Here is a 19,438-nt window from a genome sequence, read left to right on the forward strand (position 1 = left end):
TTTTAAGATTTTAAACGGGTAGTTTAATTTTCATCGAATTCATGCTATGTTGAAACAAATAGCTATATGGAGGGATTTTATTTGGATCGGATTATCAATTTTTTTAAACGGGATGACGTTGAACTGTATACCACGCTGGTTGTGATTATCGGCGCTTTGTTTTTACTAAAGCCATTTTTATCTCTAATTTTATTTGTCGTCATTTTTTCATTTCTCGGTCATGTGGGAACTAAGAACTTAAGAAAAATACTTCCTCTCAATCAGCCGATCGCCACCGTGATTCTTTATTTGTTGGTGATTGGGTTACTGGTGGTTGTGGTTTCAGTTGCCGCACCATTACTTGCAGAGCAATTTAGTGGGTTACCGAAATTAATTGAGGAGACCATTGATAAACATCCGGTCTTCGATGCCCAAGTTTATGATTGGTTGCAAAAAGCAATTCATAATTCATCTTTGTTGAAGCATGGATCGGATTTAGCCGTCACGGGATTAATTCAATTGGGACATGTGGGCCGTGGTGTTGAACACGTGATAATGGCCATTTTTTTGAGTTTTATTTTTAATCTGACCTATAATCATCTGCAACATTTTGGCCATGCCTTTCTCCATAGCCGTTACAAGCGTATTTTCATTAATATTTACACCTTAGCGACGAAATTTGTCACGATTTTAGGAACGGTTATTGAGACGCAGCTCATCATTTGTACAATTAACACGATTTTAATGACAATTGGTCTTTGGATCATTGGAATGCCAAGTTTGCTAGTCTTGAGTTTACTGGTGTTTATCTTGGGTTTGATTCCTGTTGCAGGGGTTTTGATTTCATTAATCCCACTTTCAATCATCGGTTTTTCGGTCAACGGCTTAATCACAGTAGCCGAGGTTCTGATCTTGGTCGTCATTATTCACGCGTTTGAATCCTACTTTTTGCATCCCCGGTTGATGGCTAATGCGACGGCATTGCCAATTTTTGTCACTTTCATTACGTTGATTATCAGTGATGAAATTTTTGGGACTTGGGGACTGATTGTTGGTATTCCCATTGTGGCTTTCTTTTTCGATATTTTGGGTGTTTCAATCCGTCAAAAGCGACCTGATAATCTTAAACAAAGTATCCATTCCGAATTAGATGATTAAAGCCAGCCAGGAGTCTGATTTTGTATTTTTTGGCTGTTTTTGATTGATTTTGAACGAATTTGATGATATATTACTATAGGCAGGTGAAATGAAAGTGCTTACAGAAGAGCGACAGCAATTAATTTTAATGCAGCTAAAGACCAATGGAATTGTCAAACTGCAAGATCTTGTCCAAACGTTAAACTGTTCAATTTCCACAGTGCGACGCGATCTGCAGGAGCTTGAGGATCAAGGCAAATTGGTGCGTGTCCACGGTGGTGCGCGCACGGTGACTACACTGCAAACGGAGCCTGATGTTTTGGAAAAATCCTCCAAAAACGTTCAAGGAAAAAGGAAAATCGCCCAAAAAGCGGTGCAGCAAATTCAAAGCGACGAAGTTATCTATTTGGATGCTGGGACGTCTACCGAGGCCATGATTCCGTTTATGGCGCAACTAACCTCGGTTCTCGTAGTGACCAACGGGGTGCAATTAGCTTCGCAACTAGCGGACATTAATATTAAGACCTACCTGGTTGGCGGAGAGCTGAAAAACACAACCAAGGCAATTATCGGAGCTGATGTTGTCGAAACAATTAAAAATTTTCGTTTTAATCGTGTTTTTATGGGTATCAATGGGGTGCATCCGGAATTCGGATTTACCACACCGGATCCTAATGAAGCTGCGATTAAACGCGCTGTCCTCCATCAAAGCGAAATTAATTATTTTTTAGCTGACACGAGCAAATTAAATGAAGTTTCTTTTGCTAAGGTTGCGGACCTTGATGAAGGCATTTTAATTACAGATGAAACCGATCAAACGGTGCTTAACTCGTTTGAACAAATCAAAGAAATTATGGAGGCAGACTAATGATTTACACGGTAACTTTGAACCCCTCAATTGACTATGTCGTTCAATTACCCGAACTGAAACTGGGCGAGGTGAATCGTCTAAAAACAACCTATAAATTTCCTGGCGGTAAAGGCATTAATGTTTCACGAATCCTCAGCCAGCTGGGACATCAGAATCAAGCATGGGGATTTTTAGGTGGTTTGACTGGTAAATTTGTGAGCCAACAATTGACAAAATTAGGTGTCGCAAATCGATTTACTCCCATTGCCGATGACACACGTATTAATGTGAAATTGAAGGCGGAACAAGAAACAGAATTGAATGCAGCGGGTCCGCAAATTACACCTGCAGAAAAACAGGCTTTTGTGGAGCAGTTTGAACATTTGACGGCAACGGACATTGTGATTTTCTCAGGCAGTGTACCTAGTAGTTTACCGCAAAGCTTTTATTTTGATTTGATTCAAAAAGTTAAAGAACGTGGGGCTGAATATGCGGTTGATACCACTGGAGAAGCCTTGCTAAAAACACTCGTGACCAAGCCATTGGTAGTGAAACCAAATAATCACGAACTAGCTGATTTATTTGATGTGGAATTATCAAGTTTAGAAGCAATTAAAACATATGGGCGAAAACTCGTTCAAATGGGTGCCCAGCATGTCATGATCTCGATGGCTGGTGATGGTGGGATGCTCGTTACCAAAGATCATTGCTATCGAAGTGCCGCACCCAAGGGAACCGTCCAAAATTCTGTTGGGGCAGGTGACTCGATGCTTGCGGGCTTTACTGGGACCTATGCAGCTACGCATGATCCAGTGGCCAGTTTTCGTTATGGGTTAGCTTGTGGTAGTGCCACTGCGTTTTCGGCTGACATTGCGACCAAGAAAAAAATTGAAGAAGTTCTACCACAAATTAAGATCGAAGAATTTTAGAAAGAGAGGATCAGAACATGGATATCCGCGAATTATTGCTTAAAGACGTCATGATCATGGATCTGAAGGCGCAATCAAAAGAAGCGGCCATTAACGAGATGGTCCATAAATACTTTGAACAAGGTGTCATCGATGATGAAGCACTGTATAAAGCTGATATTATTAAGCGTGAAGAGGAGTCAACTACTGGGATTGGGGATGGCATTGCAATGCCCCATGCCAAGGATAAGGCCGTCAAGCGTGCAACCGTCCTCTTTGCCAAGAGCCAAGCTGGTGTGGACTTTGACGCCCTTGATCAGCAGCCGGTACACTTATTTTTTATGATTGCTGCTCCTGAAGGCGCTAATAATACTCATTTGCAGGCATTAGCTTCACTCTCTAGTTTATTAATTAATCCAGATCTGGTTGCTGCTTTAAAACAGGCACAGACGCCGGATGAAGTTCAACAATTATTTGCTGATGCCCAAGCAGCCAAAGAGGCCGAAGAAAAAGCTGATGCCAAGGATGCAGAGCAACCCGCATCGCAATCAGCCGAGACAGAAAAACGACCGTATATTGTTGCCGTTTCTGCTTGTCCAAATGGGATTGCGCATACTTACATGGCCGAGGCCGCATTAATTAAGTCTGCCAAAGAGAAGAATATTGATATTAAAGTGGAAACAAACGGTTCCGAAGGGGTTAAGCATCGTTTGACAGCAGCTGACATTGCTCGTGCAGATGGTGTTGTGATCACGGCTGACAAGAAGGTAGAAATGGGACGTTTCGACGGGAAGAAACTTTTGAATCGTCCCGTGATTGATGGCATTAATAAGTCAGATGAATTGTTAGACCAAATCGAATCGGGGGATGCACCAATCTATCATGCCCCTCAAGGCGAACAGGCGGATGCTGGCGAAACAAGTAAAGGTGGCTTTTGGAACGAGATTTATAAGGATCTTATGAATGGTGTTTCCCACATGTTGCCTTTCGTTGTTGGTGGCGGAATTATCATGGCGTTTTCATTCATTTTGGAACGCTTTGTTGGCGGGCACAGTTTGTACTTTACGTACTTTAATCAACTGGGTAACTGGGCGTTTGCCTTCTTAGTACCTATCTTAGCTGGCTATATTGCTGAATCCATTGGTGATTTGCCTGCCCTGATGCCTGGTGTCGTGGGCGGTTTTATGGCAAATACGGCAGCTGCTAATATCATGAAGACAACCAGTGTTTCTGGTTTCATTGGCGGATTATTTGCCGGCTTCCTAGCTGGAGTGGTTGTGAACTGGTTGAAGAAAGTCTTCAAAAACCTGCCAAAGGGCCTAGAAGGCTTAAAGCCAATGTTGATTTATCCAATTTTAAGTTTGTTGATCGTTGGAACGGCAATGTTTTTCATTATTAATCCAATTTTTGCAGCTGTGAATGCCTGGATTACGCATGTTTTGAACGGAATGGGAACCGGAAATGCTGTCTTGTTGGGGACAATTGTGGCAGCGATGATGTCGATTGATATGGGTGGTCCATTCAATAAAGCGGCTTACACGTTTGCAATTGCAGCTTATACCTCAACGGGGGACGGAAAATTAATGGCGGCTGTCATGGTCGGCGGGATGGTTCCTCCGTTAGCAACGGCCTTTGCGACAGCGATTTGGCCAAAGAAGTTTACGGAACAAGAACGCCAAGCCGGATTATCAAACTGGGTCTTGGGGATCTCGTTTATTACAGAAGGCGCGATTCCCTTTGCGACGGCAGATCCGCTGCACGTGATTGTGTCAAGTGTTATCGGGGCAGCTGTTGGTGGCGGTTTAACGCAGTTCTGGCATGTTAGTGTCCCTGCACCGCATGGTGGGCTTTGGGTTACACCGCTTGCCTCACACTGGCTGTTCTATATTTTAGCAGTTGTTATCGGTATGCTGGTTGCTGGCACAATTTTGGGGCTTTGGCGGCCAACAAGAGAAAGTGCAAAGACAGAATAAAAGTTTAAAACGGTTTAACGCAATAAACTGGGGCAAGTTTAAAAAATTGTCTCAGTTTTTTTGTATCCAATTGTGAATCGTTGGCGTGCCTCACAAAAGCAGCTTGGTCGTTTGAGATAGGTTACCTTGGCAGAATGGCAGTCGCCTTTGGGTTAAGGTTATTGTCGCCAGCCAGCATTGCGAATGAATAAACATGCATAATAATCAAAAATATAGAAATAATATACATTTGCAAGCAGAGAATTATTTCCGTTTTTTTGCCGAATGTTACACGGATTTGTCACAATCCGGTTTTCTTGTAACATGTTTGTAACACTAGCCAAAACAGGCGTTCTGTTTAAGATTCCGTGGAAAAAAAGTTTAAATTTTTTAAAAGGAAAACGGATACCTTAACAACTTTAGTGGCAAGCTTTCACGCGATTTTAATGTTTTGGACTGAAAAAAAGATGTATAAAAGACTGTTTTTTTGAAAAACTTCGTGATACAATACACCTAGTAATTTTCATAAGATTCATCTAAATTATAAAAAATGATTATTTATAGCTTTAGAGAGTGAATTAAAGGAGTGGATTATATGAGTAAGTCACACAGTAATTCTAAAAAAACAAAGGTAGTTCTTGCCGGTGTCGCAGGAGCAGCTGGTCTGTTTGTTGCTGGAGCTACACAAAGCGTTAATGCCGATTCAGTTAAAGTTGTTAAAAATGATACGGTTTGGGGCATTTCGCAAAAGTACAACGTTTCAATTAAGAGTATTGAAACCTTAAACAAAATTAATCAAAAATCACATTTAATCCTTGTTGGTCAAAAAGTTGAAATTCCTGGAACAAGTGATAAACAAGCTAAGCAAACAAGTTCTAAAGAATACATAAAAGTGACCGTTAAATCAGGTGACAGTCTTTGGCAAATTGCTCAGGACAAGGGTGTTAGCGTTGCTGCGATCAAACGTGCAAATAACTTAAACGGCAACTTAATTCTTGTGGGACAAGAATTAAAAGTTCCTGTTAGTGGTAGTGAGGCTGCTAAGACTTCAAGTTCAGCTGCAACGGTTCAATACAAGGCACCTTCTTCAACTGCACAAGCTAGTTCAGCAGTTTCGAGTGCTGTTTCCTCTGCTTCCGTGTCTAGTTCAAGCAAAGCAGCTGTTGCTTCGACTTCGGCTAGCAGTGAGACTTCATCTTCAGCAAACTCAGTTAGTGAAAGCTCAAGTACCGCTTCAAGTACAACGGAGACTTCGACTTCTGCTAGTTCAGTTAGCAGCGAAAGTTCTTCACAAAGCAGTGCAGCAGCACCTTCTGAATCAACTTCAGCTGACACAACCGCTGTTGCAAGTAGTAGTCAAGCTTCGTCAGCAGCACCAAGAAGCGAAGCAACAACAAGTGCGAGCTCAGTGTCTGCGGCTTCTTCAAGTACTGTCACGAGCACAAGTTCTTCCAAACAAGCGGTGGCTACACAACCTAGCTCAAGTGCTTCAAGCTCAGTGGCAAAGTCTAGTGCTAAAACAGTTTCTACTGCCTATAAAGCAAGCTCATCAGTCAGTCAGACGACTAAGACTTCATCAGTTAGCTCAACAAAGACAACGACAAGTAGTAGTACATCTGCTGCTAAGTCAAGTAGTCAGACAAAAGCAACGAGTGCTTCAACAAAGACAACGGCGACAACAAGCAATTCTAATTTAACGACAGGCTCAGTTGTTGGTTTGGCAGTCAAGCTGGCTAATGCAAACATTCCATATGTTTGGGGTGGCTCAAGCTTGAGTGGCATGGATTGTTCTGGTTTGGTTGCTTACGTTTATGCACATGCAGCTGGCATTACCTTACCACATAACACAGTAGCTCAAGAAGCTTATGTCACAACGAAGTCAGTTTCAGCAGCTCAACCTGGTGATATCTTGTTCTGGGGTGCTAAGGGTGCTACTTATCACGACGCAATCTACATTGGTAACAATCAGTATGTTGCAGCACCACAACCGGGACAAAACGTCGAAGTTGAAACAATCAGCAGTTACTTCGCACCAAGTTTTGCCGGGACAGTTAAATAGATTATTAAAGCGCGACTCTAAGCTTCAGCATAATTTGCTGAAGTTTTTTGTTTTCAGAAGAGAGATCCAAAAGAACCCCAGGTAGCGGCTGATGAGCCACTGCTTGGGGTTCTTTTTTGAAAAAATGACATTTTAGCTAAAAGGTTGTGAGTTTATAATTGGCACTTTGCTGCTCATACTCAAGTGAGTTACCCTCGAGCGGTTCGACAAATTCAATGTTGTATTCGGTGTTATTTTCAACAGCCTGAATAGCGTCTTCTTTAGTTTCGGCTTCTAAATAAAGTGCCTCAGTTGTTTCTCTTTTTGGGGTTGTTTCCGCTGATGTTTGATACAAAACTTTAAAAACCATATTGAGAGCTCCTTTAAAAAAATTTAAAATTTTCGACCAACGCGGCAAAAGCCGTTGCTGGTAGTCCATAACAGACTTATTTTAGCATACCGAACCGCTTAAGTATAGAAATGACTATGTACTGCAGGTGGGCACCTTCAAATTTATGCTAAAATAAAGTTATCAAATTAAGGAGCTGAGTTGCAATCCGATTAATGGTTTTGATTGGCATTCTTCTGATAGTCCTCCTTGCCGGGTATTTGATGCGGCGTTGGAAACGAAAACAAGCTTTGATTGTTGTGCAAACTGCTAGTCAAAAAGCGGTCGGCCAAGCGATGGTGAGTGTTGCCACGATGTTGGTGGATAAAAAAATTGTGGCTAAAGATGAACCAACGGCTGTCCCGAAGTTGGTTTCTGATATTTGGGGACGTGGGGTCCTTGCTTTTGAATTTTCTTTTGGCAAAACAGCGCTTAAAAAATCTGAATTAAAGCCTTTACGGGTTCAGATCAATCAATTAATTGAGGGCTATGCAAAATCACAGGGCTTATCAAGCAAATACGAATATCCCGTTTTTTATGTGACGGATATTTGGCTTTACCACGAGGAACTTCATGTCGATGTTGCTAACGTGGTTAACGAACCGACACGTGAATATATTGAAGACTTGAAAAAAGTCGAATAATCGTAGAAAGAGGCTGGAAAAATTTTCCAGCCTCTTGAAGTCGCCTAACTTTAATAACAAAATTGAAAAAAACGCTAACTTCTTCGTTTAACGACGGAAGCCGAACGATTCAAGGAATCATTCGGCTTCTGTTTGCTATGCTCGAAGTTCAAACACTTTTTACTCGCTTTTAACCAATAATAACTGCATCGTCAGCAATATTTAATGGGTTAGCTTTATCGATATGATCATAGAACAAGGTACCTTTGAGGTGATCAATCTCATGCTGGCAGACAATGGCAGGATAATCTTTCAGTTTGATTTTTTTGTTTTCGCCATCCACAGTTTGATACTTGATCGTAATCCGGTCGTGGCGCGGAACGTATCCCGGGATTTCTTTGTCGACAGAAAGACAACCTTCGCCTTCTTCCAAAGCGGCTACTTGAACGGATTCGCTGATGATGACGGGATTGACGAGGGTTTCTTTGAGCAACGGCGCGTCATCTTTCTCGCCGGGAACAAGGACGGCAGCCATTTGTAATGAAACGCCGACTTGAGGAGCGGCAAGCCCAACTCCAGCACGTAAATGATATTTCTCGGCGATTGCTTGATCTTGGCTGTTGACCAAATAAGCCATCATGTCTTCGGCGAGTTTTTTTTGTTCTGCAGTTAAAGGAAATACGGCCTTTTCTGCACGTTTGCGTAAGACGGGATCTCCATCCCGCGTAATGTCTTTCATTTTTATCACGATTAAAACCTCCATATGTTTCTTCAAAATTATTTTACCATACTTAGAATTAATAAAAACGGGTGTAACATTTTTAAAAGCTTCTTAAAAGAGGTAAAATAGAGCTAACTGAGTTTTAGAAAGAGGATACGGAATGGATTTGAATTATGCTTACCCGCTAGAACCGGAATGGGAGATTGAAGACATTACGACGGTGGTGGCGTTTTATACTGCGGTAGAAACCGCCTTTTTGAATGGCATTGATCGTGCACTTTTTCTCAGCCAGTACCGTGAGTTTAAACAAATTGTCAAAAGTAAGGCTGAAGAAAAACAACTGACAAAAAAATTTTTGAAAAGTTCTGGTTTTGACATGTATTTGGCCATTAAAGCGGCAAGAACAACGACCAAAAAACGAATTGGTCCGTTACAAAAGGGAGAAAGATGATCGAAATAGAAAAATTACGCCAGATGGATACCATGATTCGGGGATGGCTCCGGGCAGTACGTGCAGAAATCTTAACCGAGTTGGATGATCCGTTGACGGTTCAAGAGAAAACTAGTCGCAAAGATTTAGTGACTAATATTGATAAAAAAAACGAGAAACGATTTGTCGCGGCCATTCGTGCTTTTGATCCGCAAGCCAAAATATTAGGTGAAGAAGGTTCTGGGGATCACGTGACTGATATGCACGGACATGTGTGGATTATTGATCCGTTGGACGGCACGCTCAATTTTGTCAAACAACGGGACAATTTTGCGATGATGATCAGCCTCTACATTGACGGTAAAGGCGTTCTTGGTTATATTATGGATGTTATGCGTAATATCATCTACGGTGGGGGACCGCAGCTGGGTGTCTTTGCCAATGAGCGACAGTTAAAGGCTCCGGCCAATTTGGCTTTACGTGACGGCTTGTTAGGGGTTAGTGGTCCCATGCTAGTCCATGACAAATATCACTTACAGGCAATTGATGCTGCTAGTTCAGGAGTCCGGATTATCGGGAGCGCTGGGATCGAATTTATCCAAGTCCTGATGGGAAAGCAAAATGGCTATATTTCACATTTAATGCCGTGGGATTTCGCTGCCGGAAATGTTTTAGCAAAAGAATTAGGACTTTTAGTGACAAAAGTTGACGGCACGCCTGTTGATATGCTATCATCAAATGATGTATTAGTATCTACCAAGAACACACAAAAAGATATACTAAATATGATTAGGTAGTCTGACTGTGACAACTAGTCGCAGTTTTTTTATGGAGATACCAGGAAAGGGAGAAACACTTTTGAAACGACGAGATGATATTCGAAATATCGCAATTATTGCCCATGTTGACCACGGTAAAACAACGCTGGTTAATGAAATGTTAAAACAATCAGATACATTAGACGAACATACCCATATTGAGGATCGGGCATTAGATTCTAATGCGATCGAACGTGAGCGGGGAATTACGATTCTTTCTAAGAATACAGCAGTTAAGTATGGGGATAAACAGATTAATATCTTGGACACCCCAGGGCATGCGGACTTCGGTGGTGAAGTTGAACGGATTATGCGCATGGTTGACGGCGTTTTATTAGTTGTGGATGCGTTCGAAGGAACGATGCCACAGACCCGTTTTGTGTTGAAAAAGGCTTTAGAGCAACATTTGACACCAATCGTGGTGATTAATAAAATTGACCGTCCTGGTGCACGTCCGGCCGAAGTTGTTGATGAGGTCCTTGATTTATTCATTGAACTGGGTGCAGATGAAGAACAGCTTGATTTCCCTGTCGTTTACGTAAGTGCCTTAAATGGAACTTCAAGTTACTCAGACGATCCTGCAGATCAAGAACACACGATGAAGCCTTTGTTTGATACCATTGTAAAGACAATTCCAGCTCCAGTTGATAATAGCGACGAGCCTTTGCAATTCCAAGTTGCCATGTTGGATTATAACGACTTTGTTGGCCGTGTCGGCATCGGTCGCATTTTCCGCGGTAAAGTCAAAGTCGGGGACAATGTTTCTGTCTTGAAGTTGGATGGCAGCGTTAAGAACTTCCGTGTTACCAAACTCTTTGGGTTCTTTGGGCTGAAACGTTTGGAAATTAACGAAGCAAAAGCTGGCGATTTAATTGCGGTTTCTGGTATGGAAGATATCTTCGTTGGTGAAACGGTCACTGATCCTGCTCATCAAGAAGCGTTACCACTTTTACGGATTGACGAACCAACCTTACAAATGACTTTCCGGACAAATAATTCACCATTTGCTGGTCGTGAGGGTAAATTTGTGACTTCACGACAATTGGAGCAACGTTTGAAGTTGGAATTGCACACGGATGTTTCTTTACGGGTAGAAGACACTGATGATCCAGGCGCTTGGATTGTTTCTGGCCGTGGAGAATTACACCTTTCGATTCTGATTGAAACACTCCGGCGCGAAGGTTATGAATTGCAAGCTTCCCGTCCAGAAGTTATTTATAAGGAAATTGAAGGTCAGTTATGCGAGCCGTTCGAATCTGTTCAAATTGATACGCCGGATGAATATACGGGCTCAATCATTGACAGTTTGTCTCAGCGTAAAGGCGAGATGCAGAACATGGAAACTACCGATAATGGTCAAACGCGTTTGACTTTCTTGGCACCTTCACGTGGATTAATTGGTTATTCAACTGATTTCTTATCCATGACGCGCGGCTACGGGATTATGAACCACACCTTCTCCAAATACTTACCAGTGATTAAAAATTGGAATCCGGGTCGCCGTAACGGAACCTTAGTTTCAATCAATTCTGGTAAAGCTACAACGTATGCGATTATGGGAATTGAAGGCCGAGGGACAATCTTCGTAGATCCAGGAACTGAAGTTTACGAAGGTATGATTGTTGGTCAAAATAACCGTGAAAATGATATTTCAGTTAATATCACTCGTGGTAAGAACCAAACTAACGTGCGGGCAGCTGGTTCTGATGACATGGCTAAAATCAAGACGCCAACGCACCTAACTCTTGAAGAATCACTTGAGTTCATTAATGAAGATGAATATTGTGAAATTACGCCAGAACATGTGCGTTTACGGAAACAATTGCTCAATACCAATGAACGTGAAAAAGATGCTAAACGGCGTAAGACGGCTTCAAAGAAATAAATAAGTTATCTGAAAGGAATCTCAATCTTGAGGTTCTTTTTTTTTCGAAAAGTGTTCCTAGTTTTTAAAACGTAAAGATTCGTTAACCTAAAAACTACAATTATATCTTAAAAAATGGATTGCTATTCATGAAGTTAGCCGGGATATCAATTAATAGGGTTAATTAGATCGTCTTTTTTACTTGATAAAAATTAAAATGGTAAATTTGTCATATAAAAGAAATATAAAAGGGGATAAAGTGGGTAAATTAGGCTATGAATAGGGTTTAAATAAAAACATATACAAGGATATACCCTATTTTTTAATACACGCCTGGAAATTTGGTGTTATAATTAGTACGCTTACGGGGTTATTTTAGTATAAATTTGAGGAGTGAGGATGATATGTTGAATAATCATCAGATAAGATCTAAGCGATCTAAATTATTACAGGATACCGCTCAGAGAAAAGAACATTTTAAAATGTATAAAGCTGGGAGAAACTGGCTATATGCTGGAATTACCGTCCTCTTCTTTGGTTCCGGGATGTACTTTAGTACTTTAAGTGTCAATGCGGATACTGTGTCGCAGAGCACTTCAAGTACAGAAGTGGTAAGTAGTAGTATTGCAACGTCAGCATCTGATACGTCAACACCTTCTTCGGCAGCGTCAAGTTCAACGTCAGCGTCAGTCACAAAGGCTTCCCAAACCGAGGAGGTAAGTAGCGCGGAAACGGAGTCCGTTCCGTCTGCCACTAGTGAAAGCGCTTCGTCGGCGACTTCAACAACTAGCGCTTCAAGCAGTGTGACTAGTACCAGTTCGGAAACAAGTAGTGCAGCTGCTTCGAGTGCCAGTTCGCTAACAAAGGAAAGCTCAGCAGCCGCTTCTGAAAATAATGGGTCGTCGTCGGCCAGTGAAGCAAGTGCTAGTACTTCATCTGAGAATCTTGCTTCTGCTGTGACCACGAGTTCTGCTACTGCCAGCAGTACAGCGAACGCACAGGAAACTAGTTTGGCTAGTTCTAGTGCGGTTTCAGAAACAGCGAGTGCTGCAGCTTCTAGTTCAGCCGATGATGACCAAGCAAATCTGGCATCTTTGAAATCAGAATTACCGAGTGGCTCAACTGTGACCGTTGAAAGCGACGGTTCTTTATTGATTGCTTTACCATCCGGCTATGACGATATTGCGCTTGTACAACAGGTCGTAGATGATTCGCAAATCAAACGAGCTGTAAAGATTACGGCTAAGGATGCGGATGCAACCACTGCTGGTCCGATTACGTATAGTAGTGATACATCTAGTAATGTTTATACTACTGTGCTAAATAGCATAGCTGGTGCTGATACCATGGCTGACTTCGAGTGGATTACGGCTGTGGGGACCGGTATGCTGAATGGAAAGTCAGCGACCCTTGACGAAATTGATAATTATTTTAAAGCAGATGCAAAAGCTAATCCAGATAACTATCACCTTTTCACAGCGATTCAGTCAAGTACAACGACAAATGAAAGTACTTTAGAATCCGAAGCAAATGCAGCTTCATTTGTTTACTACTATTTCATCTCATCACCAAACAGTTATTTGAATGCTTTAATAAGTTATTTAGGTAACTTGAGTGATGATGACTTAGCCCAAATGGCGCAAGATGCCTATGATGATGCTACCGGATTGGATATTAATCAATTGATTACACAAGCTTCGAAATTTGTCAAAAATGATTATTATCCAGCTGGAAACGGGGGGACTACAGATTTACCAAGTGGGTCAGATTCGTTTAGTGTCCCGACTTCTTGGAATATGGACTCAGCAACACCATCAGGTACGACGCTGACCGCAGATCAAAGTGCAAACCTCCAGACTTTCATTAATGGGATTGTTTCCCTCTATATTGGGGCTATCGTGCCTGGTGCCGAAGAGTACGTTATTAATAAAGTGCTGCCTGCGGTTGATACCGTTTCTGATACTCAAACGATGACAAATTATAGTAGTATTGACGACATCTTGAGTGAAACAGGCCAACAATCGTATCAATTAGCTAAGGCATTGATGTCAATTAATGGAAAGTTTTCATTGACCAGCATAGTGCCAAAAATCAGTATGCTCTATCAAAAGTATTCCATTCTTGCGGCGCTTAGCAGTAGCGATGTGCTGGGTGTGTATGTTGGGGCTATTAGTGGTTCAGATACAACTGATGGCCAAACTTTAGCCTATAACGATGCTACCCAGAGCGGAAATGCAATTGCTTATCCGAACTTTTCACTATTTGATAGCTTGTATGTGACCTATTCACAAGCATTGGTTAAAATTCTTTATGGATATGCGATGCTAGGTAAGTACCAAGTTATTGATGCCATGTACAAAAATACTGATGCAATGGTAGCGTATATGTCAACGATTACAGACCCAAGTCAAATTGAGGCAGCGAAAATTGAAGCTTTGACGGGCAGCAGTTACACGATTCCTACCGACACAACTTTAGAAACTTTTCAACAAGGTGCATGGGATGTTTATAACTATATTTATCCATTTTATAAAGCTGCTTTAGAGGATAAAGCTAACGGAACTGAAGTCACAAAAGCGCAATACACAACGGATGGTGTTTTTGATAACGATGCCTATTTAAAGGCAGTCTGGGCAACGGCTAGCAAACAAGCGGTTACTGGTGATGGTGAAATTCAAGGTTATGCTGAGAATGATGATAATACCCGAACTTTAACTCTCGATTATAGTGAAAATACGACAGATTCGAATCAGCATGATGTTGCGAATACGGTCAGTTTACAGACAATTCAGTATTTAGCAGATTTTTACACCAATACTGTCAATGCCCCTGCCGGTGAGGTCAATTATGTCCTTCAACCGGTAAGCCGGGTGGTTGTTTATGGTGAGGATGGGACAACGGTTCTGAGTGTCACAGATACGCCCATTAGTGATCCAACGGATACATTAGACGGTGTTGCCGGAGAAACGGTTGATATTAGTAGCTTACCTACAGTGACGGGATACACAACGCCGAATTCGACCACAATCGTAATTCCAGAAAATGGTGGCACGGTTAATGTGCCATACAATCCAATTACGAAACAAACTGCTGGAACGGAGACGGTTGCTTCCGTTAACGCACCAAGTACGGCAACCTATTCTTATGAAATAGATGACTCAAATGGCAATGTTGTGGATTCAGGAACAGATTTGGCATTATCTGATGACAATCCAATTACATTTGATTTGGATGTGGGCCAGACCTTGATTGTATCCGCTGCTTCTAATACAGATGAAATCGCCCTTAATGGAGCTACTTCATACACTGTTCCTTACGATAAAAGTGGTGGGACAGTCACTTTTATATTTGGTGAACCAGAAGTTTCATACACCATTCAGCCGGTTGATAAAAATGGCACCTTAATTGGTAAGGCGATTCAAGCATCTGGTGTGCCAGGAGAAGATGCTGATATTACCCTTTTGCCTACGATCAAAGGCTATACAAAACCGACAACATTAGAGAAAATTCCAGCTGATGGTGGCACGATTAATGCTGTTTACACAGCTGATGCTGAAATAGAACACAACAATGGTAGTGAAACAAATCCGGTAAGTGAAGTAACGGTAACGCGGACAATTCATCACAGCGGTGCTGGTTTACAAACACCAGAGGATGTTGTTCAAAATGTCGTATACAAAGCAGTTACGAATAAGACAACTGGTGAAACATCATGGACACCAGAAGGTTACTACGATGAAGTTAATATACCAACAATTAAGGGTTATACTGCTGAACCATCTAATGTAGTAACCTCCTATCCAAAAGCAGTTGTGCTGGTAGAAGGAAAGCAGCCAACTGATGATATTGTTAACGTTATTTATACGAAAGATGCGACGGTGACAGTTGATCCTAAAGATCCAAAGGATCCAACCGATCCTATCGACCCAAGCAATCCGGAAGGTCCAACCTATCCAGAAGGTCTTGGTGAAAAAGATCTGAACAAGACCATCAGCCGAACAATCACCTACAAAGGTGCTGGCGACAAGACTCCGACAGCTGTGACGCAAACGGCGGTTTATGAACGAACTGCAACGGTCGATGCGAAGACGGGTGAGTTACTCAGCTACGGCGAGTGGACCTTAGTCACAAGTGATGATGACAATGACACGAATGACGGCTTCACTGCAGTTGAGAGTCCAAAAGTGTTAGGCTACACAGCTGCTCCAACAACCGTAGCGGCAACAGATTTGAGTAATACTGAAATTAGTGAATTTGAAGCTAAATCAGCAGATACGACAGTTACCTACACGAAAGATGCGACCGTGACCGTTGATCCTAAAGATCCAAAGGATCCAACTGATCCAATCGACCCAAGCAATCCGGAAGGTCCAACCTATCCAGAAGGCGTTGGTGAAAAGGATCTGAACAAGACGATTAGTCGGACGATCACTTACACAGGTGCAGGCGAACAGACTCCGACAGCTGTGACGCAAACGGCGGTTTATGAACGAACTGCAACAGTAGATGCGAAGACGGGTGAATTACTCGGTTACGGCGATTGGACGCTAGTTACAAGTGATGATGACGATGACACGAATGACGGCTTCACCAAAGTAACAAGTCCAAAAGTGTTAGGCTACACAGCTGATCCAAGTGTGGTAACGGCAGCAGATTTGAGTAGTGATGAGATTAGTGAATTTGAAGCTAAATCAGCAGATACGACAGTTACCTACACGAAAGATGCAACGGTGACGGTTGATCCAAAGGATCCTCAGGATCCAACAGATCCAATCGATCCAAGCAATCCGGAAGGACCAACCTATCCAGAAGGCGTTGGTGAAAAGGATCTGAACAAGACGATTAGTCGGACGATCACTTACACAGGTGCAGGCGAACAGACTCCGACAGCTGTGACGCAAACGGCGGTTTATGAACGAACTGCAACAGTAGATGCGAAGACGGGTGAATTACTCGGTTACGGTGATTGGACGCTAGTCACAAGTGATGATGACAATGACACGAATGACGGCTTCACTGCAGTTGAGAGTCCAAAGGTGTTAGGTTATACAGCTGCTCCAACAACCGTAGCGGCAACCGATTTGAGCAATGATGAGATTAGTGATTTTGAAGCTCAATCAGCAGATACGACAGTTATCTACACTGCGGATGACACTGTTAAGGTGACACAACCAACTGATCCGACACAACCAGTCGACCCAAGCAATCCTAATGGGCCAAAAATGCCAGTGATTACAGCTGACGATTTATCACAAACCATTAGTCGAACTATTTCTTATGTCGTCCAAGCAAGTAACAACCCTAATGTACCGGCAACTCCAAAAGCTGTAACGCAGACAAATACGTACACACGCTCAGCAATTGTTGATACAAAGACGGGTGAATTACTTGGCTACACCGATTGGGTTGTGTCTGGCAGCAATAAGTTTGTAGAAGTAGATAGTCCACAACTCGAAAATTACCAGGCAAATCCAACGCAAGTTGCAGGCGTTGACTTAACCAATAGTGAAGTTGAAAGCTACCGAGCCGGCACAACACAACTTGCAGATCAAGAAGTTCTCTACAAGTTTGTTGGGACAGTTACTACGACTAAAGATCCTGATGGCGGAACAACAACCGTAACCAAGAATCCAGAAGGTGAAGTTACGGATGTAAATAAGACATGGCCAGATGGTGATAAGACGCACGTGCATGTTGATGTGGATACTGGTGTCGAAACGGTAGTGGAAACGCCTCATGGTGAGCAGCCATTGCCAACTGTAACTGTTAACCCAGGGAAAACCGTTACGATTGGAGAGACAACTGTTCATAATGACGAACCAAAGGGCGTTGTAACCTTAACTCATGATTCGGGCAATGGACAGGGGACATTAGTTACAATTGTTGACAAAGACGGAAATGTCATGGATCACGAAAACCAAGAAACCCAACCTGAGACTAACAAGGGTTCACAAGTTGAAAATGGTCCTCGGCAATCAACTAAGACTAATTCAAAGGGTGAACAAGTCAAGATTTCTGGAAAACTAGGCACCACAAACAAAGTTGTTCTTAGAACTGGAAATAAACACTTTGCAACTGATCAAACTAAAGCGACGCGGCTACCACAGACGGATGAACAAAATGATGAAACAGGTGCAATCATAGGCTTATCATTCATTGGAGCTTTACTTGGTTTAGTTGGTATCAAACGTCGCAAACGTGACGAAGATTAACCTAATAAAATTGGTCTAAATATAAAAGACGAGCGTGAAAAAATGGATTAACTTTGCGCATAAACTAGGAGGCCGAATGATTCGTTATTTGAATCATTCGGCCTCCGTCGTTAAGCAGAGAAGTTAACCTTGCCCCTGATTTCGGTTATCGAAGTTTAAGACCGGAAGTGACCGGAGATTTTTTCAACCTCGTCTTTTTTTGTGCTGCTATTGTGAAAGTGCTTAAAAATAGACTTCTGAAACGGAGAAAATAGCCCTTTTCTTAATTTTTGTCAGCAGTTACATATGCTATAATGTTCAAAGTTAGCACTGTAATTTTTGGAACTTAAGGTGGTTATTTTTAATGAAGAAGTTCAAGTATTTAGACTATTTTATTGTCGTACCGTATATTATCCTTTGTATTTTTGGAATTATCATGGTGTACTCTTCCAGTGCTGATTATTATATTATTAATGGAATTCGTGCCTCAAGCTATCTCTTCCGGCAACTGGCGTTTGTGCTGATTGGATTTATAGTAGCCGCGTTCGTATTTAGTTTGAAACTCTCAAAATTACGTAGTTCAACTTTCTTGAAAATCTTTGCAATTGGCATGGTCCTTTCCCTTATTTACCTGCTCCTTTGGGGAACGTCTACAAATGGTGCTACGGGTTGGATCTACTTGGGATCCTTTGGTATTCAACCTGCCGAAGTAGCAAAAATCTTTTTGACCCTTTATTTAGCAGATATGCTTTCGAAGCACAGTGATCAGTTAACGGTTGATCCGAAGCATTATTATCGGGCGCCACTCATTATGTCGTTGGTGTTTGTGATTGCCATTTTGCTTCAGCATGATTTGGGTGGTGCCACCATCAACCTTGCGATTGCCCTAATTATCTTTTTTGCTAGTGGCATTGATTACCGTAAAGGAATAGGGATTATCTTACTTGGTGTGGCCGGGTTCATGTTTGTCATTTTGCCGTTATTATCACGAATCAACATCCATACCAAGAATTATATGCTGCAGCGAATTGTGGGATTTGCCCATCCATTTGAACTGGCTAAGGGTGCCGGTAATCAGTTAGTTAATTCCTATTACGCCTTAGGAAATGGCGGAATATTTGGCGTTGGGCTCGGAAACAGCATTCAAAAAAAGGGCTATCTTCCTGAAGCTAACACAGACTTCATCATGGCTGTTGTCTCTGAGGAATTGGGTTTAATCACAGTTAGTTTGATTCTAGTTTTGCTTCTCGTGATTGTTGCCCGTGCGATCTGGTTGGGAATTCATGCGAATAAAATGTATGAAACACTAGTGTGCTATGGATTAGCTACTTATCTTACGGTTCAAACCGTTTTCAACATTGGCGGAGTTACTGGACTGTTACCAATTACTGGGGTTACCTTCCCGTTTATTAGTTATGGGGGTTCTAGTATGTTAGTTTTATCTGTAGCCATGGGGATTTTATTGAACGTCAGTGCCGGCGTGCAGCGTGAAAAAGCGGCAAAATTAAAACTAGTTAGAGAATAGAACGGGAGGGGTAT

At 42.0% G+C, this 19,438-nt stretch carries 13 protein-coding genes; 11 read left to right on the forward strand and 2 right to left on the reverse strand.

Features of this window, described 5'->3' with window-relative positions; all coding sequences use genetic code 11:
* Positions 1–81: 81 nt before the first annotated feature.
* The 5 genes from ACLJJ6_RS03840 (at position 82) to ACLJJ6_RS03860 (ending at position 6,885) form a co-directional block, all read left to right on the forward strand.
* Positions 82–1,137: an AI-2E family transporter gene (locus ACLJJ6_RS03840; protein WP_412990109.1), complete on the forward strand. Its 1,056-nt coding sequence runs from the start codon at positions 82–84 to the stop codon at positions 1,135–1,137.
* A 94-nt stretch (positions 1,138–1,231) separates the two neighbouring features.
* Entirely contained in the window at positions 1,232–1,984 is a 753-nt protein-coding gene (locus tag ACLJJ6_RS03845; protein WP_412990110.1) for a DeoR/GlpR family DNA-binding transcription regulator, read from the forward strand.
* The gene (pfkB, locus tag ACLJJ6_RS03850; protein ID WP_412990111.1) at positions 1,984–2,895 is read left to right on the forward strand and encodes a 1-phosphofructokinase; all 912 of its coding nucleotides are present in this window, start codon (positions 1,984–1,986) and stop codon (positions 2,893–2,895) included. The genes ACLJJ6_RS03845 and pfkB overlap by 1 nt, the downstream gene beginning before the upstream one ends.
* Before the next feature lie 17 nt (positions 2,896–2,912).
* Positions 2,913–4,847, forward strand: coding sequence for a fructose-specific PTS transporter subunit EIIC (locus ACLJJ6_RS03855; protein WP_412990112.1), 1,935 nt, complete (start codon positions 2,913–2,915; stop codon positions 4,845–4,847).
* Positions 4,848–5,421: 574 nt separating this feature from the next.
* The gene (locus ACLJJ6_RS03860) at positions 5,422–6,885 is read left to right on the forward strand and encodes an NlpC/P60 family protein (RefSeq protein ID WP_412990113.1); all 1,464 of its coding nucleotides are present in this window, start codon (positions 5,422–5,424) and stop codon (positions 6,883–6,885) included.
* A gap of 136 nt (positions 6,886–7,021) precedes the next feature.
* On the opposite strand, the gene ACLJJ6_RS03865 is transcribed toward ACLJJ6_RS03860, so the two are convergent.
* Positions 7,022–7,234 carry a DNA-directed RNA polymerase subunit epsilon gene (locus ACLJJ6_RS03865; RefSeq protein WP_412990114.1) on the reverse strand — a complete coding sequence of 71 codons (213 nt, stop codon included), beginning with the start codon at positions 7,232–7,234 and terminating at the stop codon, positions 7,022–7,024.
* Between the two features lie 242 nt (positions 7,235–7,476).
* Here ACLJJ6_RS03865 and ACLJJ6_RS03870 point away from each other — a divergent pair, with 242 nt between their 5' ends.
* Positions 7,477–7,896, forward strand: coding sequence for a hypothetical protein (locus ACLJJ6_RS03870; protein ID WP_412990115.1), 420 nt, complete (start codon positions 7,477–7,479; stop codon positions 7,894–7,896).
* A gap of 169 nt (positions 7,897–8,065) precedes the next feature.
* Here ACLJJ6_RS03870 and def read toward each other — a convergent pair whose 3' ends face one another.
* On the reverse strand, positions 8,066–8,623 hold the full coding sequence (gene def, locus ACLJJ6_RS03875) for a peptide deformylase (RefSeq protein ID WP_412990116.1): 558 nt from the start codon (positions 8,621–8,623) through the stop codon (positions 8,066–8,068).
* A gap of 133 nt (positions 8,624–8,756) precedes the next feature.
* Between def and ACLJJ6_RS03880 the strand changes: the two genes are divergently transcribed.
* The 5 genes from ACLJJ6_RS03880 to ACLJJ6_RS03900 all read left to right on the forward strand — a co-directional run bounded on the left by ACLJJ6_RS03880 (position 8,757) and on the right by ACLJJ6_RS03900 (position 19,424).
* Positions 8,757–9,047 carry a UPF0223 family protein gene (locus tag ACLJJ6_RS03880; RefSeq protein WP_412990117.1) on the forward strand — a complete coding sequence of 97 codons (291 nt, stop codon included), beginning with the start codon at positions 8,757–8,759 and terminating at the stop codon, positions 9,045–9,047.
* Positions 9,047–9,823, forward strand: a complete 777-nt coding sequence (locus ACLJJ6_RS03885) for an inositol monophosphatase family protein (protein ID WP_412990426.1) — start codon at positions 9,047–9,049, stop codon at positions 9,821–9,823. Before ACLJJ6_RS03880 ends, ACLJJ6_RS03885 begins: the two co-directional genes overlap by 1 nt.
* A gap of 61 nt (positions 9,824–9,884) precedes the next feature.
* Positions 9,885–11,729 (forward strand): translational GTPase TypA, encoded by a 1,845-nt coding sequence (typA, locus tag ACLJJ6_RS03890; RefSeq protein ID WP_412990118.1) that lies wholly within the window; start codon positions 9,885–9,887, stop codon positions 11,727–11,729.
* Between the two features lie 383 nt (positions 11,730–12,112).
* Complete coding sequence (locus ACLJJ6_RS03895) at positions 12,113–17,920, forward strand: mucin-binding protein (RefSeq protein ID WP_412990119.1); 5,808 nt, start codon at positions 12,113–12,115, stop codon at positions 17,918–17,920.
* A 343-nt stretch (positions 17,921–18,263) separates the two neighbouring features.
* On the forward strand, positions 18,264–19,424 hold the full coding sequence (locus ACLJJ6_RS03900) for an FtsW/RodA/SpoVE family cell cycle protein (protein WP_412990120.1): 1,161 nt from the start codon (positions 18,264–18,266) through the stop codon (positions 19,422–19,424).
* Positions 19,425–19,438 lie beyond the last annotated feature (14 nt).

This window comes from Pediococcus siamensis, from assembly GCF_047220215.1.
Taxonomy (GTDB): Bacteria; Bacillota; Bacilli; order Lactobacillales; family Lactobacillaceae; genus Pediococcus; species Pediococcus siamensis.